Origin of the sequence: Paenibacillus urinalis, from assembly GCF_028747985.1 — a bacterium.
In the GTDB taxonomy this organism is placed as follows: Bacteria; Bacillota; Bacilli; order Paenibacillales; family Paenibacillaceae; genus Paenibacillus; species Paenibacillus urinalis.
In genome coordinates this window covers 5,141,426-5,162,457 of record NZ_CP118108.1, presented here as the reverse complement: position 1 = coordinate 5,162,457, position 21,032 = coordinate 5,141,426, and the positions used below count along the sequence as shown (strand labels likewise).

The 21,032-nt window shown below is 48.0% G+C and carries 21 protein-coding genes; 10 read left to right on the top strand and 11 right to left on the bottom strand.

The annotated features are described in order from the left end of the window. Nucleotides 1-396: 396 nt before the first annotated feature. The 5 genes from PUW25_RS23955 to PUW25_RS23935 form a co-directional block, all read right to left on the bottom strand. Nucleotides 397-1,404, bottom strand: a complete 1,008-nt coding sequence (locus PUW25_RS23955) for a tyrosine-protein phosphatase (RefSeq protein WP_047911287.1) — start codon at nt 1,402-1,404, stop codon at nt 397-399. An 84-nt stretch (nt 1,405-1,488) separates the two neighbouring features. Next, nucleotides 1,489-2,328, bottom strand: a complete 840-nt coding sequence (gene phnE / locus PUW25_RS23950; RefSeq protein WP_274337714.1) for a phosphonate ABC transporter, permease protein PhnE — start codon at nt 2,326-2,328, stop codon at nt 1,489-1,491. Further along, nucleotides 2,325-3,116, bottom strand: a complete 792-nt coding sequence (gene phnE, locus PUW25_RS23945) for a phosphonate ABC transporter, permease protein PhnE (RefSeq protein ID WP_205054524.1) — start codon at nt 3,114-3,116, stop codon at nt 2,325-2,327. The genes phnE (PUW25_RS23950) and phnE (PUW25_RS23945) overlap by 4 nt, the downstream gene beginning before the upstream one ends. 1 nt (nt 3,117) lies before the next feature. Beyond that, on the bottom strand, nt 3,118-3,885 hold the full coding sequence (phnC, locus tag PUW25_RS23940) for a phosphonate ABC transporter ATP-binding protein (RefSeq protein WP_047911290.1): 768 nt from the start codon (nt 3,883-3,885) through the stop codon (nt 3,118-3,120). A gap of 78 nt (nt 3,886-3,963) precedes the next feature. Further along, a complete protein-coding gene (locus PUW25_RS23935; RefSeq protein ID WP_047911291.1) occupies nt 3,964-4,893 on the bottom strand; it encodes a phosphate/phosphite/phosphonate ABC transporter substrate-binding protein in 930 nt (309 codons plus the stop codon). A 237-nt stretch (nt 4,894-5,130) separates the two neighbouring features. On the opposite strand from PUW25_RS23935, the gene PUW25_RS23930 reads away from it, so the two are divergent. The 4 genes from PUW25_RS23930 to PUW25_RS23915 all read left to right on the top strand — a co-directional run bounded on the left by PUW25_RS23930 (nt 5,131) and on the right by PUW25_RS23915 (nt 9,137). Beyond that, nucleotides 5,131-5,787 carry a GntR family transcriptional regulator gene (locus PUW25_RS23930; RefSeq protein WP_052511847.1) on the top strand — a complete coding sequence of 219 codons (657 nt, stop codon included), beginning with the start codon at nt 5,131-5,133 and terminating at the stop codon, nt 5,785-5,787. A 248-nt stretch (nt 5,788-6,035) separates the two neighbouring features. Continuing rightward, nucleotides 6,036-7,691, top strand: a complete 1,656-nt coding sequence (locus tag PUW25_RS23925) for a glycerol-3-phosphate dehydrogenase/oxidase (protein ID WP_274337713.1) — start codon at nt 6,036-6,038, stop codon at nt 7,689-7,691. 118 nt (nt 7,692-7,809) lie between these two features. Next, nucleotides 7,810-8,121 carry a hypothetical protein gene (locus PUW25_RS23920; protein WP_152557685.1) on the top strand — a complete coding sequence of 104 codons (312 nt, stop codon included), beginning with the start codon at nt 7,810-7,812 and terminating at the stop codon, nt 8,119-8,121. Nucleotides 8,122-8,156: 35 nt separating this feature from the next. Next, nucleotides 8,157-9,137 (top strand): Gfo/Idh/MocA family protein, encoded by a 981-nt coding sequence (locus PUW25_RS23915; protein WP_047911294.1) that lies wholly within the window; start codon nt 8,157-8,159, stop codon nt 9,135-9,137. Between the two features lie 82 nt (nt 9,138-9,219). Here PUW25_RS23915 and PUW25_RS23910 read toward each other — a convergent pair whose 3' ends face one another. The 4 genes from PUW25_RS23910 to PUW25_RS23895 form a co-directional block, all read right to left on the bottom strand. Beyond that, on the bottom strand, nt 9,220-9,531 hold the full coding sequence (locus PUW25_RS23910; protein ID WP_047911295.1) for a winged helix-turn-helix transcriptional regulator: 312 nt from the start codon (nt 9,529-9,531) through the stop codon (nt 9,220-9,222). A 136-nt stretch (nt 9,532-9,667) separates the two neighbouring features. Beyond that, on the bottom strand, nt 9,668-10,204 hold the full coding sequence (locus PUW25_RS23905) for an AbrB/MazE/SpoVT family DNA-binding domain-containing protein (RefSeq protein ID WP_047911296.1): 537 nt from the start codon (nt 10,202-10,204) through the stop codon (nt 9,668-9,670). Between the two features lie 111 nt (nt 10,205-10,315). Beyond that, nucleotides 10,316-10,990 carry an LrgB family protein gene (locus PUW25_RS23900; RefSeq protein ID WP_047911297.1) on the bottom strand — a complete coding sequence of 225 codons (675 nt, stop codon included), beginning with the start codon at nt 10,988-10,990 and terminating at the stop codon, nt 10,316-10,318. Continuing rightward, nucleotides 10,926-11,384, bottom strand: coding sequence for a CidA/LrgA family protein (locus PUW25_RS23895; protein WP_274337712.1), 459 nt, complete (start codon nt 11,382-11,384; stop codon nt 10,926-10,928). Before PUW25_RS23895 ends, PUW25_RS23900 begins: the two co-directional genes overlap by 65 nt. 175 nt (nt 11,385-11,559) lie before the next feature. On the opposite strand from PUW25_RS23895, the gene cidR reads away from it, so the two are divergent. From cidR to PUW25_RS23875, 4 genes are all read left to right on the top strand, one after another. After that, nucleotides 11,560-12,447, top strand: a complete 888-nt coding sequence (gene cidR / locus PUW25_RS23890; protein ID WP_047911298.1) for a cidABC operon transcriptional activator CidR — start codon at nt 11,560-11,562, stop codon at nt 12,445-12,447. Between the two features lie 101 nt (nt 12,448-12,548). Continuing rightward, complete coding sequence (locus tag PUW25_RS23885) at nt 12,549-13,403, top strand: carbon-nitrogen hydrolase family protein (RefSeq protein ID WP_274337711.1); 855 nt, start codon at nt 12,549-12,551, stop codon at nt 13,401-13,403. A 22-nt stretch (nt 13,404-13,425) separates the two neighbouring features. Next, nucleotides 13,426-14,088, top strand: a complete 663-nt coding sequence (locus PUW25_RS23880; protein WP_274337710.1) for a GNAT family N-acetyltransferase — start codon at nt 13,426-13,428, stop codon at nt 14,086-14,088. Between the two features lie 22 nt (nt 14,089-14,110). Further along, on the top strand, nt 14,111-14,782 hold the full coding sequence (locus PUW25_RS23875; RefSeq protein WP_047911300.1) for a hypothetical protein: 672 nt from the start codon (nt 14,111-14,113) through the stop codon (nt 14,780-14,782). Between the two features lie 155 nt (nt 14,783-14,937). On the opposite strand, the gene PUW25_RS23870 is transcribed toward PUW25_RS23875, so the two are convergent. After that, nucleotides 14,938-16,836: an LTA synthase family protein gene (locus tag PUW25_RS23870; RefSeq protein WP_081872399.1), complete on the bottom strand. Its 1,899-nt coding sequence runs from the start codon at nt 16,834-16,836 to the stop codon at nt 14,938-14,940. An 819-nt stretch (nt 16,837-17,655) separates the two neighbouring features. On the opposite strand from PUW25_RS23870, the gene PUW25_RS23865 reads away from it, so the two are divergent. Next, nucleotides 17,656-18,147: a hypothetical protein gene (locus PUW25_RS23865; protein WP_274338477.1), complete on the top strand. Its 492-nt coding sequence runs from the start codon at nt 17,656-17,658 to the stop codon at nt 18,145-18,147. A 160-nt stretch (nt 18,148-18,307) separates the two neighbouring features. Here PUW25_RS23865 and PUW25_RS23860 read toward each other — a convergent pair whose 3' ends face one another. Further along, nucleotides 18,308-19,297: a hypothetical protein gene (locus PUW25_RS23860; RefSeq protein WP_274337707.1), complete on the bottom strand. Its 990-nt coding sequence runs from the start codon at nt 19,295-19,297 to the stop codon at nt 18,308-18,310. Nucleotides 19,298-19,698: 401 nt separating this feature from the next. Between PUW25_RS23860 and PUW25_RS23855 the strand changes: the two genes are divergently transcribed. Beyond that, nucleotides 19,699-21,003 carry a hypothetical protein gene (locus tag PUW25_RS23855; RefSeq protein WP_274337706.1) on the top strand — a complete coding sequence of 435 codons (1,305 nt, stop codon included), beginning with the start codon at nt 19,699-19,701 and terminating at the stop codon, nt 21,001-21,003. Nucleotides 21,004-21,032: the final 29 nt, after the last annotated feature.

Below are 21,032 nucleotides of genomic sequence, written 5' to 3'. Positions count from 1 at the left end.
TATTGCAATGATTGGAAGATTGGAAGATTGGAAGATTGGTAGTGTGGCAGAGAGGCAGAGAGGCAGAAATGCAGAAATGCAGAGATGGCGGTTCTTGTGCTGCTCCGGTAGTGAATATTCCGTACGATCGTTCTTGGACAGGGATGGCAGTGAATTGTCTATAAGGAAGCCATCCCTGTCCAAATACGAACGCTGTCGCTTCTCCCTGAATATTTCACTCCCTCCGCAAGTGGAACCGCAAGTAGAAGCAGCTCTCCCCTCCTCAAACGGGAGGGGAGCATAGTAAAGTCCGGCTTAGCAATTCGCCAGCCGGACTTTGATTTGGGTCGGTTTATTTGACTTGGGTAATGAACCTAGCAAGGCTAAAAATGGGGAAGGTTCACTTCTGGGTGATGGTTAAACCAGGAATTTGTTCTTAAGCTGTGTTCTTTCTTCCTCGGTAATGCCAAGGCCCTCGTGAAGGTAGTTCTCAAATGTTCCATAGTTATCGTCGATCGCTTCCAGCGAAGCTCGGATAAAGGCAGCCTTCATCATTTCTGGAATCCCATTTTTCAGTTCAGGCATTTGATCCATGTATTGTTTATAATCTTCCTCTTTACTTGAGGACAGGAATCGCTGCATGAGTCCATCAAGCGCCAGGTTGGTAAGCTCATAATCTTCAATAACTACCTCGCGAGGCACTCCAAGCGTTAAGAGAATCAGTGCACATACGACACCCGTACGGTCTTTACCCGCAGCACAGTGGAACAAGGAGGTGTCGCGATCTTCTTTCAGAAGCTCATGCAGGATAAGTGAGCATTTATTTGTGTTCAAGATCATCGCCTTATAGCCTGCATTCAGGTCAAGTCCAATCTTCTGCATTTCTTGCGGACTTGCTTCGGCCATAAAAGGGATATTCGTGTTGATCGCTTTACCGATTGCAGGGCTAGGGCGGCTTGTAACTTCAAAATCACTGCGAAGATCACAGATCCAATCAATTCCCAGAGCATCTGCGGTCTTCAGGTCCTGTTCACTCAGTTCATGCAGATCTGCGGAACGCAGGAGCATTCCCCAGCGGGTTGTCCGTCCATCCTCTGTATGATATCCGCCCATATCACGGAAATTGACCACTCCATCGGTGTGAATCATACGGTCAGTTACGGTAGTGACGGAGCCATCATTAAACTTTATATGATAATAGCTGCGCCCAGGAAACGGCGTTCTTGTAAAGGATGCACCTACCGGCTCGATCTGAACATCAAGTGGTGTGCTGCTGCTCTCATCAAATTCAGGGCTGGCTGAGAGGTAGATCGCTTCGGCCTTAAGGCTCTCTGGCATATTCCAGGCGAGCGTAATGATATTATTGCTGGTGTATTTCGCTTGTACAACCGGTCCTTGCTCCAATGATGGGTTAAATGTAGACATAATAAAATCCTCCTTTAGATTTCGATGAACATAACAGGCTCAAAATTCATTAAACCGATTCATAAATTGAATCGACTTCACATCTTAACTCTTACGTGTTCTCAATTTCATTTTATACCTATTCGCAATGAACTCCACGCTGAACACCATGACGAAGACGACCAGGCCGACAAACAAAGCTGCCGCAAAATTGTAGGATTTCATCGCATGCGTCATTTCAAATCCGATCCCGCCGGCACCGACTGCACCGAGAATGGTGGATTCGGCAATACCGCCTTCGAGCTGGAGTACACACCAGGCGATGAACGCCGTTTTCACCGTAGGTAGCACACCCTGCATTACGATCTGCAGCCAGCTGGCTCCAGTTGCCCGCATCGCTTCAAGCACACCCTTGTCGATCTCTTCGAGTGACTGGGCAAATACTTTGACGAGCATACCTGCAGCAGATACGGCGATGGCCAGGACGCCAGGAAGTGGCCCAAGTCCGACAGACACGATGAAGATGAGCGCCCACACAATGGTAGGAATCGCACGCAGCAGAGAGGCTGCGCTTTGGATAACCCATGCAATCAAGGGATGTGGTGTCAGGTTGCTTGCTGCGAGAAAGGACAGGAAGAACGCAACGACTATACCCAGCACGGAGCCAATAATGGCTACTTGCAGTGATTCTACGGCAGCGAGCAGGACATGCTTCCAGGCAGAGAAATCAGGAGGGAACATCGTCCCCACATAACCCCACAGCTTCGTGAAGCCCTCAGCAATCTTGGCATAATCAAACTGCAGCTGCAGGAGACTGAATATAAACAGTACAGCGACCAGCGGAAGACCGATCACAACCAGCTTATTTTTCTTCGGCTTCGGCGGCTCGACCGTCGATGTCAGCACCGTAAAGGATGGTTTAGGCCCGTTTAGCTGCATACTCATATGATCCGCTCCCTTACGCGATTGGTAATCGTTTCAACGACAAGGACGATGACGAGCACGAGCAGAACGGCCATGCTGGCTTCCTGGTACTGAAACAATTTCAATTTGGATTGCAAAATAAATCCGAGACCGCCGCCGCCCACCATACCGACGATCGTGGAGGCGCGAACGTTAATTTCAAAGTTGTACAAGGTCCAGCCGATAAAACCAGGCAGAAACTGTGGAATGACGGCTTGAGACAGCACTTGAAAATAACTTCCGCCCGATGCGCGGACGGCCTCAACCTGTCTCATATCAATTTCTTCAAGCACCTCGGCAAAAGAGCGGGTCAGCATTCCGATTGAGATCAGAATGAGGGACATCGTTCCTACGACCGCACCGAGTCCGAATGCAGCAACAAGCAGGATCGTCCAAATAATGACCGGGATATTCCGGAAGAGCGACGTTGCCGCCCGAACGAATACCTGCAGGTAAGGGTGCGGGCTCGTTGTCGCCGCAGCCAGGAAGGACAATAGTCCAGCAACAATAGAGCCGATTACCATCGCAACGACACTCATATATAACGTCTGCAGAGCAGGCTCTACGAGCTGGGACAGGGAAGAGAAGTCCGGCGGCAGAAAGTCGAAAAAGATAAATCGGAAGCTCTCACCAACGCCTGTAAACAGAGCTCCGAGAGTAAACTCAGCACCGATGGAGGACCAGATGATGAGGGCAAGCAGCACGATGACAAACAGAATTGTTTGAGTGCGTTTCATTTTACGGGCAGATTGCATTTGTGCCGCATTCATGTCAGGCGGTCTCCTTCACTTGGGAATTAGTCTGGTTGTAGATCAGCCGGATCATCTCGTCTGTAAGCTCATCTGGTGTTCCATCGAATACTTTGGTACCTTTGTGAATACCGATAATACGGGATGCATATTTCTTCGCAATGTCTACTTGATGCAGATTACATAGACAAGCAATGCCTTCCTCATTACAGATCGTGTACAAATAGTTCATGATCGTTTCTGATGAAGCGGGGTCCAGACTCGCGATCGGCTCATCAGCAAGAATCAGATCGGGTCTTTGCGCAAGTGCGCGGGCAATCCCTACCCGCTGCTGCTGTCCACCGCTCAGCTCGTCGGCCCGCTTATACATTTGTTCAAACAAACCGACGCGCTGCAGCATCTTCTTCGCAGCTTCTGTATCTGATTTGGAGAAGAGGCCAAGGGCTCCCTTGAACGCACTCATGTAGCCCAATCGGCCATGAAGTACGTTTCTTAGTACGGACACACGGGTGACAAGATTATATCCCTGAAAAATCATACCCATATGACGACGCAGCTCGCGCAGCCTTTTGCCCTTAATCCCCATCGTTTCGCTGCCTTTAAACTGGATTTTGCCGTCCGTTGGCTCAATCATCCGGTTCAGGCTGCGAAGCAGGGTGCTTTTTCCCGCTCCGCTCGGCCCGATGACAACAACGAATTCTCCCGGATTAATTGTAAGATCAAGGTTATCAAGCGCCTTCGTGCCGTCAGGATATACTTTGGACAAACCTTCCACTTGTAGTAGTGTCATATTAAAAAATCCTCCCCACATTTCAAATACTCAGCTTATTTGAATCAAATTTATCTTCGCTATGAATTACGAAATTCATTATTTGCTTAACAGTTCTTCTGGAGACATATCAAGTGCCTCTGCAACATCACGAATTGGATCAAAGTCGCTGTCACTGCCTTCTACAAAACGGGATGCCCCCATACTCTCAAGGAAGCTAGGATTCTTCTCATGGTAATCCACCATAAGCTCACGCAGCTGTGTTACCAGTTCTTCAGGCAAATCCTGACGATACAAAAGCGGCGCACCGCCGACAATCGGCTCGGATTCAGCAATCACACGGTAATCATCTTCGCTCACAAGACCGGATTCTGCCATCATAGGTACCATGAGGCTTGAAGTACCGATCGCATCTGCATTGCCGTTAGCCAGCGCAAGCAGGGATTTGTCATGTCCACCGGAGAAAGCAACACTGCCGAAGAAGGAATCCAGCTCTTCATTCGTCAGGTCAAGCTCTTTCATAAGCGTTGCACGCGGGTATAGATTGCCGGAAGTGGATGCTGGATCAGCGAACAAGAAATCTTTGCCTTTCAGATCCTGTACCGTTTGATAAGGAGAATCCTTCTGAACCAGAATTACAGTATTCGATGGTTGATCACTTTCTGAACGGACAAGCAGCTTGGCGTTAGCGCGTTCTGTAGCAATGATGTATCCGAATGGACCGATCATGCCGATTTCAATCTTGCCTGCACGCAGTGCTTCAATAACCATGTTGTAATCTTCAGCTACAAAAATTTCAGCAGGAATGCCGGTTGCTTCTGTAATATCTGCGGCCAGCTGTTCCTGCGAACGATTCATCTCGCCTTCTTCACTTGGCATCATCCCAATTCGAATGACCTCCGGCATGCCGCCCTCACCTTCACCAGAGGTTGAGCTTGCCTCGGCACCGCAGCCAGACAGAATAACGAGCATAAGTACAAGTGATACGATTAAGCTTTGACGACCTTTACGACCCCTATTTTTCAACATGTTATATCCTCCCGATATTGAAGTTCAACTTCTGTGGTACACAAGTAGGATACAAGTTGAGTGTAAGAAGAATGTATCGGCAATTTTGAAGATTTGTAAAATATTCGGCAGGGTTGCGGCCTTTCTTCGCGTATTGTTAATATGAGGTAAAATGATATCGAAAATATAGATATTTTGTTCGAACTGTGATAACAATCGAGTGTGAGTATAAGTCATGGGCAGAAAGGGACTACATAAATGATGAAAAAAAACTCGCTGGTTGATACGGCATACACGCTGCTGCGTGATCAAATCGTTCGCGGGGAATTAATGCCAGGGACGCTGCTGTCAGAGAATGAGCTGTCCGTAGATTTTCAGATGAGCCGGACACCTGTCCGTCATGCCATCGCTCGTCTGGAGTCAGAAGGATATGTAACAGCACTTAAGAACCGTGGAGTCCTGGTCAAGGAAATGAACAGCAAGGAATTCATCGATTTGAATGAACAAATTCAGGCCATGCTCTTCTACTGCTTCGAGGTAATGAAGGACCGCGGCAGAGATATTTATATAGATCTCGAATCACTGGCTGCCCATGTAGAGGCACAGCGGATTGCAGAGCAGAATAATAATTATGTGTCTTATATCGAGCATCATTTTCTGTTCATGAGGGAGATCGTAGAGTCGATTGGTAACACCGTGATGCTGAGTACCTTCGATTCCTTTAAGGATAAATTGGGAATGTATGCGATTGTCCGGTTCAAGCTAACGCCTCACATCAAGCACTATAGCGCGATAGGAATTAACCGGGATACGCTGAAGGTGCTGGAGGAGCAGAATTATAAAGCTGCCCAGGAGGTTGTGCTGTCACTGAGCCGTATATCGAGGGAGCGTATGCTGGCTACTGGACAGTTTTAGCACGAAAGAGAAGAGCATACTTTTCGTCAACGAGGTAAGCATAAACAGATAGTCGGTTTTAAAAATCCCAATTACAGTTAAAGGTTTGCATTACGGTTAACCCGTGTTATGATAGTTGTAACAAGTTAATAGTTGTCAGGAGACGAGGAGAGACCGCGAATACATTATTTGGCGCCATGCCATTAATGTTTATTTCGTGGTCTCTTTTTCTGTTTTCTGTGTAAATACAAGAAGCGGAGGTCATACGTATGACAGGATTTGCTGAAATGAACAGAACGGATGCCATAACGGCAATGAGCAAGGAGAACTTTGATTTGTTGATTATAGGCGGCGGTATAACCGGCGCGGGCATTGCACTAGATGCCGTGACTCGGGGAATGAAGGTTGCCCTCGTTGAAATGCAGGATTTCGCAGCAGGTACTTCCAGCCGTTCCACGAAGCTCGTGCATGGAGGACTGCGTTATTTGAAGCAGATGCAGATCGATGTTGTCGCTGAGGTCGGGAAGGAGCGCGCCATCGTTTACGAGAATGGACCGCATGTGACGACACCGGAGTGGATGCTGCTCCCCTTCTATGAAGGGGGCACATTTGGTAAGTTCATGACTTCCATTGGACTTCGTGTTTACGATTTTTTGGCGGGGGTGAAGCGAAGCGAGCGCCGGGTTATGCTCAGCAAGGAGAAGACGCTCAGCAAGGAGCCCCTGCTGAAGAAAGAAGGAATGCTGGGCGGCGGCTACTACGTGGAATACCGGACGGATGATGCACGACTAACGATTGAAGTTATGAAGGAAGCTGTGAAGAATGGGGCTCTCGCCATAAACTACGTCAAGGCAAACTCGTTCATTTATAAAGACGGCAAGGTGTGCGGTATCCAGGCGAAGGATCTGATTGGTGGCTCCGACTTTACCATACATGGAGCGAAGGTCGTGAATGCGACCGGTCCTTGGGTCGATCAGCTGAGAGAGAAGGACCAATCGAGGCAAGGGAAAGTGCTCCAGCATACCAAAGGCATTCATCTTGTTATTGATCAAAGCCGGTTTCCACTGAAGCAGGCGATCTATTTTGACACACCGGATGGACGAATGGTATTCGCTATTCCACGTGACGGCAAGGCATATGTGGGGACGACGGATACGGTATATAAAGAAGAACTCGCGAATCCTATTATTGAAAAAGAGGATGCCGAGTATGTTATCAAAGCGATTAACTATATGTTCAGTGATCTGGACATTACGATCGATGATGTCGAATCCGGCTGGGCGGGTATTCGTCCCCTTATTTTTCAGGAAGGAAAGAGTGCCTCAGAAATATCACGGAAGGACGAAATTTGGCAGTCTAACTCCGGTCTGATCACGATTGCGGGAGGCAAGCTGACTGGTTATCGCAAGATGGCGGAGAACGTTGTGGATCTGACTGCGACACTATTGCATAACGAAGGAAAAGGGCCTTTCAAGGCATGCCAAACGGTTCGTATGCCGATATCAGGCGGGCATGTCGGGGGAAGTGCGGGCTACCCTGCATTTGTGCAGCGAATGACGGAGGTCGGTATGCGGCATGGACTGACTCAGGCAGATGCGGTACGGCTGTCACACATGTACGGATCGAATGCAGAACGGTTATTCCAGCATACGGAAGGCAGTGAACAATCTCTTGGCAACAATCTGCCGATGGAGGTGCTCATGCAGCTGAATTATGCAATGAAGGAAGAGATGGCGGTAACGCCAGCCGACTTTTTCATCCGCCGAACAGGAGCGCTCTTCTTCCATATGGACTGGGTTAAGAAATATAAAGCTCCCGTCATTGAGTACATGTCGAAGGTGAATGGCTGGACAGAGGTCGAGCAGCAGATCTATACACAGGAGCTGGACCAGCTTATCACAGAAGCGAAGCCGGCAGCAGGCTGAGACGATTCAGAACAGATCATGATTAAGATGCCCTCTTCAGGAGGGCATTTTTTATCGGTGGTTTAGATAGAGTTCACCGGTTAAATTTGTTATCCTTAATAAGGAAATTGAAGATAACATGCGGAGGCGTTTCATGGGTTGTCTTGGCTGGCTGTTTAGAGTGTTCGTTATGTTCACCGCCTTGGGGATTTTTATCGTAGGTGGAGGATACATAGTGCTTACTTTTATTGAAGCCGTATTTTTTGAGGGTACATGGGGTCCGTTCTGGATTTCACTTGGTTTGTTTGTGGCAGCGAACTATGTAATGGGCTGGTTTATGCATGTCAGATGGAAGAACGATGATGTGGATATGCCCCTGTTTGCATTCATTTCCTGCACAATTATATTCAAAGGGATAAATCGCATGTTTGGTTTGTACCGGTCTTTGTGAAATCGCTATCTTAATTAGAAAAGGGGAATTTGGAGATGACACTCAGAATTGGAATTATCGGAACGGGCTGGTTTAGCAAGGTGCATGCCGGACTGCTGCAGCAGATGGAAGGGGTTAAGGTCCAGTCCATCCTTGGGACAAGCCAGGAGAAGGCAGACCGAATGGCAGCAGACTATGCTGCAAAAGGTTATGATCAGCTGACAGACATGCTGGATGCAGAACAGCTGGATGCGGTATATATTTGTGTTCCCCCTATGTCTCATGGGGAGATTGAGCTCGCGCTCATTGAGCGGAGCATTCCTTTTCTGGTGGAAAAGCCGCTGGCAACGGATCTTGCTCTACCGCAAAAGATAGAGGCTGCCATTCAGGAGAAGGGGCTGCTGACATCGGTAGGCTATCATTTCCGTTATCAGGAGACGGTGGACCAGCTGAGGCAGGATCTGGCCGGACATACCATTGGCATGGCAAATGGAGCGTGGAATGGCGGCATGCCGGGAGTTGCTTGGTGGCGGCGTCAGGAAGGATCAGGCGGACAATTTATTGAACAAACGACACATATTGTAGATTTGCTGAGATATGTTGCCGGAGAGGTAGTGGAGGTTCAGGCCATGTACGCAAACCGCAGCCTGCACGAGCTTCATGAAGGTGTAAGTGTACCTGATGTGGGAACGGTCAATTTGCGGCTTGAGAGCGGAGTCGTAGCGAATATTTCCAATACATGTATTCTGCCGGATGGTGTGCCGGGTAGCAGCGGGCTGACCTTCTATTCATCTCGAGGCGTATGGAATTGGAATCCGGAGAGACTGCAGATTGCGCAGCCTGAGCCTGCAGGAATGACGATAACAGAGAATAAGAGTAACGCATACTTGCTGGAAAATGAGGCCTTCATCCATGGACTGCGTACAGGCGACCGAAGCCGTATCCGTTCAGACTATTCCGATGCTGTTCGTACACAAGCGGTCACGGTGGCTGCCCTGAAATCTGCGCAGTCCGGAGAACGTGTGTCTCTTCTATGATCTTCATCTAACATATATGACATAGCAGACAGCCCTGTGCAGTCGCATTGATTCATTCTGCTCAGGGCTGTAGCTCATCGATTTATATAATCCACTGGGTAGACCATTCGTAAATTTCTTTAATAACGGGTTCAATCGCATGGCCCTTATCCGTGAGCTCGTATTCGACACGTGGAGGAATTTCGGGATACATTTTGCGAGTGACAATACCAGCGACTTCCATCTCCTTCAGTCTTTCGGACAGCAGCCGGCCGCTGATGGCCATAGCCGCTTCCAGCTCCGTAAAGCGTTTCGGGCCAGATAATAAATGATACATGATGAGGACAGCCCATTTCTTGCCTAAGAGGTCCATCGCCTGGGTAATCGGGCATCGCTCGTTGTTTTGGGGCTCCATGAGATCACCTCGAATTGTAATAAAACAGCATCATATAAATGGATATAACGTTATTATACCTCTTAACTCCATAAATTCGAACTAACCCTCCCGATATTACCGAGAGGGTCATTGTGATTCATAGGTCTTCGTATTACTAGAGAAGCTTCTTAAGCTGAGATACACGGCCTTGACTAATGCCTAATTTCTCAGCGATTTGATTCTGCGATATACCTGGATTGCCTTCTATAATTTCTTTCATTCTGCGAAGCATTTGGGCTGTCTTGGGACGTACGTCACGGGCAAATTCATCCGATCCCGTTGAATATAGATGTTTATGTACAGCTGATGAACCTGCGTATTTCGGATCTGAAAATGGGGATAGACGATGTTCTTGGTTGGAATTAGTCGAACCTTGTCGATCAGATTCAGGCGTGTCCACCGAATGATCCGTAAATTTCAGTTCCTGGGCGCAGCTCTTGCAAATAAATTGTTCCTTGAAATACATCTCCGTGTCCACATTTCCACAAAAAATGCATAGAGTAGACTTGTATTTCCGAAGAATTAATTCTTTACCTTCAATAAAAAACTCCAGCGGATCTCCGATATCGATCTCCATGGTGTCACGCATTTCCTTGGGAAGTACAATACGGCCAAGACGGTCGAGCGCTCTTTTCATACCGGTTCTTTTCATGGGTAATCTCCCCCGCTAATCAGCAGATATTATCATTTCTTCATTTTAAGGGAAGAATGTACTGCAATACAATAGGTTTTTTCAAAAATTAGCCAGTATTATAGACTAATATTATAGAAATACCGAAAATAAGGGGGAGACCATGAGGGTAACCAGAGCGGCAAGAACCATGGAAATGCTCGATATGGTACCCGTCAGCGGGCTGTATTCGAATGCTTTGGAAGTCCCGGTACCGTGCGCACTTGTGCCAAAAGCGATTCCTCTGGCAATCTCTCCATCGATTTTTAGCCATTTTACTACATTGGGGCCGATCAGCAGTCCAGTAAGACCTGTAATGACAACGAAAACAGCAGTTATTTGCGGAATTCCGTCGATCATTGTCGAAATGTCCATAGCTATCGGTGTTGTGATGGAGTGAGGAAGCAGACTGGTTTCCAGCGCTGTGCCCAGATTCAATAGTCTTGTGGTAACCAAGGTGGAGATGATGGCGGTAAGCGAGCCGATGGTCACTCCAGCCGCAATCTCTCGCCAGTTCTTCTTCAAAGCATCGAAATGCTTGTAGAGCGGTATTGCAAAAGCGATCGTAGCAGGCTGAAGCAGCAGTGTAATGAGACTGCCGCCCTCGTTATATGTCTCATAAGGCGTGCCGGTCAGAAGCAGAACGACGACAATCACCGCAGGTACGATGAGCAGCGGGGAGAGGTAGACCTTAGGGAATTGTTTATACATTTTTTTGGCCAGCAGATAGATGGCTATGGTGAACAGGAGACACAGCAGGGCTGTCATAGGGTTTATTCTCCTTTCTCTTGGTGATGGCCTGAGCCGCAAGCCCGGATAGTGCCATGACGACAAATGTACTGATAAGAATGACGAGCAGAATGCTGAGACCGCTCTGTTTCATGAGATCCAGATGGTTCATGATTCCGACAGCGGAAGGAATGAAGAATAGCAGCATTTCTGCTAGCAGCCAGCTGGCACCGGCCTCGATCCAGCGCAGCTTCACGATACCCGTCTTCAACAGTATGAATAGCAATAGCATGCCGATGATGGAGCCGGGGATCGGCAGCTGTAAGAGCTGTACCAACCCATTCATCACAAATGAGATGACGAGCAGAATCACGACTTGAAATAGGATCGTTCGAATCACGACTTGAAATAGGATCGTTCCCGTTTGCTTCATAAGATGAGTCCGCCTCCTTTATATTAAGGTTATAATGATGTCTTCCATTCGTTGTATCGAATCCTAGAATGTATACTAGTTGTTACTGAAATTTTACATGATCTATTTTCATGAGTAAAATGCATAATAAGCATGCCTATCATTCCATTTTTCTATAGAAGGAGATCGTTAATCGATGGATATTCGGCATTTGCAGTATTTTCTCGAGGTGGCAAGGCAGCACAGCTTCACGAAGGCAGCACAGGTGCTGTTCATCACGCAGCCAACGATCAGCAAAACGGTAAAGAGTCTTGAGGACGAGCTTGGTGTGACCCTGCTTGATCGTTATGGCAAGAACGTGAAGCTGACCGATGCAGGCGAGGTATTTGCCCGGCAGGCCCAGGAGATCGTAACTTCATTCCACAACTTATCCTCCGAGCTGGATGACCTGATGAATTTGAAGAAAGGGCATATCCGAATCGGACTCCCGCCTATGATTGGCGCTTCTTTTTTTCCTAAAGTAATTGGAGCATTCTATAAGCAGTATCCGAACATTACAATTCAGCTGTTTGAGGATGGCGGGAAGAAGGTCGAGAATGATATTCTGTCGGGCGCGCTGGACGTGGGGGTAACGGTACTGCCAGCAGATGAGGATTTATTCGACAGCTATATTTTCGTTGATGAATCCCTGAAGGTCGTGCTTCACCCCACACATCCACTTGCAGAACAGGATGAGATTCAATTGGCTGAGCTTAGCGAGGATGGATTTATTTTGTTCCGCGAGGATTTCTCACTGCATGACCGGATTATTGGCGCCTGTCAGAAGGCAGGATATCAGCCGCGAATTATATATGAGAGCGCACAGTGGGATCTAATTAGCAACATGGTCGCCGCCGGACTCGGGGTTGCTCTGCTGCCGGAGACGATCTGCAGAGAGCTTCGCCAGGAGGAGGTAAGGATACTTAAGCTGAAGGAGCGGATTCCATGGGATCTCGGCATGGTGTGGCGGAAGGATCGCTACCAGTCATTTGCGGTACGAGAGTGGATTGCTTTCTCAGAGAAAATGCTGAAGCCTAAGGACTAAACAGAAGGGATATTCCCTGATACAATGGCTTTGAAGTGACGATTCAATACTTAGACCATGACCCACATCGAACTTTAGATAAGTTAAAGGAGGAAGCCCGAATGAAACTGCGTGTATCTGCCGTACAATACAAGCTTCAGACCATTACCAGCTTTGAGCAGTTTGCAGCCCAGGTGGAGCATTATATAAAGACAGCCGAAGAATTTGGCGCCGAGTTTATCCTGTTTCCAGAGTTTATGACAACACAGCTGATGTCCATCGGTGATGAGAATGGGAAGGCACTTGGAATCGAGGATTTACCGAATTTTACAGAGGCTTACGAGGCTTTATTTACACAGCTCGCGAAGCACTACAATGTCCATATTATTGCAGGCACCCATGTGATCAAGAAGGATGACAAGCTGCTGAATACCGCACATCTATTTTACCCGGACGGCGCGATCGGACGGCAGCCGAAGCTGCATATTACGCCTACGGAAGTGACGGAATGGAATATGGGAGCAGGCGAGGGACTAACGGTATTTGAGACAGATAAAGGAACAATTGCGGTGCTCACCTGCTACGATATCGAGTTTCCTGAAATTGTCCGCATGGCCAAAGTCAAGGGAGCGGATGTGATCTTCTGCCCTTCTTGTACGGATGACCGTCACGGATTCTATCGTGTTCGGTACACAAGTCATGCAAGAGCTGTAGAGAATCAAGTATATGTGGTTCTGACCGGGACTGTCGGAAGCCTGCCGACCGTTGACTTCATGCGCGCCAATTATGGTCAGGCTGCGATCATTACCCCGAATGATATTCCGTTTCCACCGCGTGGAATTATGGCCGAAGGGGAAATCAATGATGATATGATCGTAACTGCGGATCTGGATCTGGATCTGCTGTATGAAGTACGTGAGCGCGGAGCGGTTACAACCTGGCGTGACCGCCGGGTAGATCTGTACCCAGACTGGTAGAGAAGGCAGGTGAGCTTTTGCGGTGTATCATAAAGAGATGTATATCCTAAGTGAGGGCAAGCCGGTTCCTGTCGTCATTCGGAATTATACCGAGACTGACTTTGATGAACTGATTGCGATTCAGGCAGAATGCTTCCCGCCGCCCTTTCCACCAGAGCTGTGGTGGAGCAGAGAACAGCTGAGCAGTCATATTACTTTATTTCCACAAGGTGCGCTCACGGTAGAGGTGGACGGCATATTAGCTGGCTCAATGACGGGGCTGCGCACGATGTTCGACCCGGCCCATCCTGAGCATACCTGGGCAGAAGCAACTGATGAAGGCTATATTCGAAATCACCAGCCGGATGGTGATACACTATATGTCGTGGATATCAGCGTCCGCCCTGCTTATCGCAAGCTTGGCATTGGACAGCTGCTCATGCAATCCATGTACCATGTCGTTATACAGGAAGGTGCTCTGCGGCTTCTGGGAGGCGGCCGAATGCCCGGGTATCATACAGCAGCGGACAAGATGAGTGCTGCAGAATACCTGTCCGCCGTCACCTGCGGTGAGCTTCGTGATCCCGTCATTTCTTTTTTGCTTCGCTGTGGGCGAACACCCGTGGCTGTCGCTGAGAATTACCTGGATGATGAGGAATCCTGTCACTATGGAGCACTGATGGAATGGCGTAATCCGTTTAAGTAAGTTGAAGGAGGAGGTAGTCATTATGGAATATATTCGTATTGTCTCAATCAAGGATCCGCTGTTTGCACAAATGCATAAGCTGATGCAGGAGGTATTTCCTCCGGAGGAAGTGCTCGAATTCTCCTTGTGGGAGGATCCATTGAAGGACCCGGGTATCCGGGTATTTGTGGCGGTGCTGGACGATCAGGTGGTTGGTGCTACGGAGTATCGTTATTATTCGGATTGGAATGTAGCGATGACCGATTTCACGATTATCGGGCGTGATGGACTCGGGATCGGACCGTTTCTGGCCAATGCGCGCCGGCGTGATCTGAGAGGCCTGGCACAAGCGGAAGGCAAGGAGCTCTTTGGCATGTTTGCTGAAATCTATAATCCCTACATATCGGATGAGCATGAATTTGGCGGCATCAAGTCGATGAATCCTTATGTCCGTAGAGAAGTGCTGTCTCACCTAGGTTATTTGAGAATCGATTTCCCTTATGTCCACCCTTCATGGCAAGGTGATGGACAGGCGGTCGGCGGGCTTGATCTGTGCTTCTTGCCGACAGATGAATCACAGAAGGGGATCTCCAGCAAGCTGGTGGCGAACTTCCTGAAGCGCTATTATGCCGTGCTGCCTGTTAAGCCGGCAGAGTGGACTTCCATGGTGGATCAGCTGGAGGAGCAGGAGGAACTGAAGCTGCTTCCGCTCTAATTGGGCTGACATAGCGAAGCCGAATGATCCACGGACAGATCTGATGCTTAGCTTGAATAATCAGTTGTCTGGTCCGAATATAGAATGAAAATAAGCCTTCTGCCAGCGGCAGAAGGCTTATTTGTTGCTTATCGTTATAAATCGAAACGACTCTATTATTCCTCTGTCTGAGTGCGCTCAGGCAGCTGTGACACATAGCTGTATGAATAATGCATCAGGGCAAGTGCTCGCTCGTATTGATCTTGGCTTACGTCAGGAACCTCCGTTCCTGAGGCTTCCTTCGCGAGCAGAGGGTCTTCGGGAGACTTAAGAGAATCTATAAATTCCTTGGATGCTGTTTCTTCAATCTCAGGCAGCTTATGCTGCGTGCCATCTTCAAATCCACTGCCGGGAATAAACATTCCCTCCTGGCTGATGAACGATCCGGTTGGCAGATAATAGCGCTCAGGAAGCAGATTCGGCTGTCCGCTCAGCAGATCCTGGCCGAAATGAATATAATCGTCCATTGAGATGCCCAGCAGGCTCGCCACCGTCGGTACGATATCGACCTGACCGCCAAGCTGATCTACTCTTGCACCTTCTACGACACCAGGGGCAGAAATAACGAGCGGAATATTGATCATGTCTGCCATGGAATATTCACGTCCGAATATTTCCTTCATCAGAGCTTTGTCCTCCGATTCAAGTGAATAGATGGGCAGGCCCAGGTGATCGCCATATACAACGATGAGACTGTTATCCCAGACACCATTCTCTTTCAGCTGCTCGATAAACAGGCCGAGCTCGTAATCGGCGTAATTCTGTGCACGAATATAATTGCCGACCAGTGTTCCCTCGAAACGTTCCGGCAGGTCCATCTTGTATCTGTCCTCAGGCAAATGGTAAGGATGATGGGCAGACATCGAAATGACCTGTGAATAGAAAGGCCGCCCTTCCTCTTGCAGAGCTGCCAGCTCCTCTGCTGTCTTACGGTACAGCACGGCATCAGATGCCGCGAATGCAATCATATCCTCTTCCCCGAAAAAGTCATATTCGTAGTAATCTCCAAAACCGAGAGCAGAGTACATCTCCAGCCGATTCCAGAATTCTACATGGTTTGTATGGAAAGTGGTTGTATTATAGCCGTTCTCTGTAAGCAGTTTTGGCAGACTTGGCACTTCATAGTCCGCATACTCCTGTGAAGCAGCCCCACGCGGTGGGATGTAGTAGGAGGAATTGACGACAAACTCGGCGTCAGAGGTATTCCCCTGCCCGACCTGCTGATAAAAATGCGGGAAATACAAGCTTTCCTGCGCCAGTTTATTCAGATTAGGCGTAACTTCTTGGCCATCCACGTTCAGCCCGACCAGGAAATTCTGGAAAGACTCGAGCTGTATGATAATCACATTGCGGCCCTTGGCTGAGTCCCAGTAGCTGGATATGGTGGACTCTGGTGCATCGATGCCTTTGAGCTCATTAATGCTCTCCTGGGTAATCTCCTTCTGAGGCACCGGGTCCTCAGGTCTGTCTGAGGCAATCAAGAATGCCTCGTAATTGAGTATACCCATGGATTCCGCTTGATTCAGCTCATTCATACTCGCCCGGTTCGGCCAGATGTTAAATATGGTGATGATGGCCGAGATGACGAATATGCTGGCAGCGGTTCTCTTCCCAAGCCGTGGCAGCTTCTTCGGCGTATAGAATACCTGTTTATTCATACGAATGCGGCGCTGGATGAAATATACGAGCAGCACAATAATATCTACAAAAATAAGCAGATAATAAGGAGCAAGCAGTGAGAAGATACTGCTGTTGACCGAAGTTACCTGATTAACCTGGGCAAGAGCATGGTAGGTAACGATGACTCCGTAATATTTGTAGTACATAATAGCCGCAAAAAAGATAATCGTTATGATGAGGTTCGTTATCATGTAATACCCGATCTTTCTCTTGTCAGCGAAGCGTTCAATGATGGCAAAGATCAGCCATACAAAAGGAATCTCGGTCAAGAGAGGCTGCCAGAATGGAATATCATCAAATATGGCGTACCAGGTAAGGTAGCTCTTGATCAGCATGATTAAGGTAAAGAAAACAAACGGCTTGGTTAAAAATGTCTTCCAAGCGAAGCGTTCCAAATGTACCGCCTTCCTTCCACTTGCAAGCAGTCTGCAATGTAAAATAATGGTATTAGTATACAATAAGATCGGGTGCTTGTTACAGCACTGCAATAAAATATTATCCTATGGATTTAAAAAGTTGTCAAAATCGGTCAGGTGGGAAATGAATGTAAAATAGCCCGCATTCACCAGCCCCAAATGATCAGGATCAGGTAATACGGGCTTACATGAGGATCATGTTAGTCTTTCATTAGATTATTCCACCGTGTACGTCGTAATAAACGAAGGACGGGCAAAGATCGAAGGCGCCTGAGCCTTCAGCCCAGCGGGTTCTTCATTTTACTGAATATCCGTGCGTTGATTTTGTGTGCGTTCAATCAGCAGCTTCGTAACTTCTGTGATATGAAGGGCCTCGGATTTCGGCAAACTTTCGACTGTATTGGATACATTGCGCCACACTTCCAAATAGAGTGGAGGTGGGATCAGGGCTTTGGTTCACGCATAAGACAACTACGTTCTAGCCGCGCGGCTGGTCAACTGAAGGGCGGGAGGGACTGTACAAGTACGGTAAATTGTTCTATCATAAAAGCATACCTTGATGAAGTACCCGAACGAAACCTTTACTCGCCGGCCGACGCTGGTGGGCATTCTAAAGCATCTTTTTTGAAGAACGTTGACAGGCACCCTTGGTGTGCCCTGTTGGATTCTTCGAATGGATGCTTTTTTTGATTTCTACGCCACGCTCTATAAAGAATCTAACCCAAAGGAGATGTTTTGATGAGAAGAAATAAGCCCCAACAGATTCGGAAGTCCCGCTCCCAAGTGAAGAAAGATTATCAAGAACGGCTCATAATCCAGGCTAATGCTGTTCGAGAGGATCATGATACGACCATCGAGCTTAAGATGGCGACCGAGGAACTTTCTTTTTGGCACGAAGTGATCAGCGATGCGTTTGACGAGGCTTCCGATAGGCAAGACATTGATGTAATGGAAGCCTTGGACGACATCCGCGAATTCGACGAGATGCTTTGCGAGCTTGAGGAGATTATGGCATTCTCTCCTGAAGGTGGCTCGATTCACCTTACGATCAATCAAATGCATAAGCTGCTCAGTGCCACAGAAATGCGCAAGTTGAGCCACCGGTTTAACGAACCGAATATCGAGCTTTTCCGTCTTGCCGAAGGATATGAGAACGAACTGAAGCGACTTGCCCAGCCCTATCAAAAGCAGCTGGAGGCACTCGACCAAGTGATCGGGATCGCACGTTGAGTAACCAAGAACCCTCATAATGGCAGGCGTTTTTAGATAAGGTGACTTTTGGGTGACCTTTTGGTCACTTTAAGTCACCTTATCTTTATTCATGCTTTCTCGCGTGGAGAAGGATACAAAATAAAGAGAGAGACCGTACTGGTCTCCCCCAGGGTTATCCTTATTGTCGTTCAAGTTTATAATTGCTGTACCTTCCTTGAACATAAAGGCTTTGTCCTTCCGTGCTCGTGTTCGTAACGATTGCGTAGTCTCCATACCCAGTGACGCTTGAAGTGTATTTGTAACTAGGCGCATACTCCGTTGGAGCAGTCAGTTCTTGCCCGTCAGAAGAGTAGGTGGCGATGGTGAATTTACCCCCATTGGGTTCGATCGTGAAGGTCGAAGAAATCGTGTTCACATCAGTGACCTTGATCGTCTGACCGGGCTCTACAGCGAGTATATTGTAGATGCTCTTTACCGGAGTAAGTGGAACGGTGTCCTGGAGTTTGGATACCGTGACCCAATGGGTGAAATAGTTCAACACGACTTCAGTTGTGCCTTCGTTGGTAAACTCTGCAGATCCTTGGTACGGCACGTTAACCGCGAAATACCCATCCCCGCTTCCGCTTGTACCCTCACCATTGGCGTAAACCGAGTAAGTAACACTGTTTCCGTTCGGATTATCTACGGCTACATCAATACCCGGTCTCGCTTCACTGGCGGTATATGCTGCTTTGAAGGTTTCACCCGGCTGAATCGTTACCTTACCCGTTTGCTCGACAGGCACGAACTCTTTGCCCACTTTTTGGCCGGCAATATAATTCGGGTCGAAACTGAGTTTGTAATCGCTGATCCCGGTATTTGTAACCAAAGTTCTGCCTTCTGCATATACGTTGAAGCTCGCGTTTCCGGTGAACCCTTTCATCTCCCGGATTGTTTCGTTGTCGCGGTCCAACTCCAAGATATCGATTTGATTGCCGAGTCTAATCGGCTGCTGAGAAAACTGGACCTGATACGTCGGAAGGTCAGCTTTAACGAGGACGAATTCATACGTTTCCCCGGGTTTCATAATAAACTCGGATGTTGCTGCCGCGCTCGCGACCGAAGAGAAGGTAAAACCGTAAATCATTAATACGAATGCCATAATGGAACTGATAAATCCTTTTTTCATGCTGAACCTCCTAATTGAATGTTGACGGTTTGTGTTTCCTGCGCAGGATACCCTAACTCTACACTGCAGGGAAATAGCCAGCAATTTTCGAAGGAGGTTAATTGGTTCGTCAACGAAATGAATAATTAACTGAATACTTTTTTGAACAGAAATATGAACTGTTTGGGAGGCGGCTTTTCACTTGTATTCCCTCTCAGAGGCAATCGTGATACAATGTAGGCATACCTTATTCCATTTCTCACTTTTACTTTCCGGCAGGCGCAGGAAAGCTTTCTAAAGCAAAAATGCATCTCTCAAGATGATCAATGATTATTTCGCACGATCCCCGTGTGCTCATTGGTCGGTTTGAGAGGTGCATTTTTTTGCGCCTACAACCCAATTCCATTTAAGGAGTGTGTTCAATGACTGGGCTCAAATTGAAAACCGTAACAGCTGAGGAATTAACAAAGGCGTACCAAACGCTGTTTCCTCAAGAAGTAAAAACCGAATCGGACTTTAAGGAAACGGAGCGTATTCTTGGCAACTGGCTGAAAGGTTATGCCGAATGTCCGGAGCAGAAACTTGCAACGACAAACTGGTGTGGGAAAGTAACCAAAGCACTTTTCTTGGCTCTCAATATCAAAATGCCGAGAACCAAGAAAGAAATGCTGGTTGTGCTCCAATCTCATGAAATGGATGCAGCATCTCAAGCGAAGCTGCGCGATGTGAAAACGCACCTCGATGAAATCCAAAATCTCTTTTTGGATCGGATGTCGGAGCAAAATCTTTCCGAGCGCCTGAAGGATGTTAAGACGGTGCCGGAAGCATTTACCCTGCTGGAGGATAACTCGCTTTCCGAAGAAGAACGTAATGATCTCGTATCCTCCCTGCGCATGGCTCTCTCTGATGCAACCGAGAACTTCTTGTTTGAATACCTCCTTCAGCGCGGCTATTACAAGAGCGAGGAGGATTTTTGTCAGGAATGTTCCTCGGACTCCGGCCTCATAGAAGGGGAGGGAGAGCCTTACCTGGATATGCGGCTGAAGAGCGAGTTTACCATCTATGTTCAGCTGCACTCCCGTCTTTTCACGGACGAGAATGAAGCGACGGCGTATTACAATGATCTGACCCAGCAATTTGAAGACCGGTGCAAGGAGAAGGTGTTCTTGCGCGTTTGTCAGCTTCGGGATGACCTGCAAACTGATATCGAAGGCCTTGAAATCCAGTGGGAGCAGGCCGAGAGCACGGACCAACTGGACAATCTGAGAAAAGAACGTCTGGAATCCCAACTTTATGTCACTCGCAACATTCTTAAGCGAGTGAAGGGGATTGTGAACGATTACTTCGGGATTAAGGATGAGGAGCAAAAGGTTATTCAACCCGCTCCGGTACAGAATTTCTCGGAGGAAAAAACCGTTGTTGTCTCCTTTACTCGGACGGTAACCATGGATGTGCCGGCAGGGGCAGACGAGGAAATCATTAAGGTGCTGGCTGCCGAGGAGTACAACTCCCTTGACCCGGAAGACCGGAATATGGGTCCGCAGCATGCCTCAATTCTGGAGTACCTGAGTGTCCCCGCCGCGAGCAAACCTTTGCGGCTATCGAGCTTCTACGAGAAAGACCGCCAGCAATCCGAAGTGGAAGCGATCTTCTATTCTCATCCGAGACAAGAGTTCATGGCTCTTCGCTCTACTGGGTGGGTACCGTGCAAAATGTTAGTTTCATAACCCCTTCCGCCTTTAAGAGATTTTCAGAT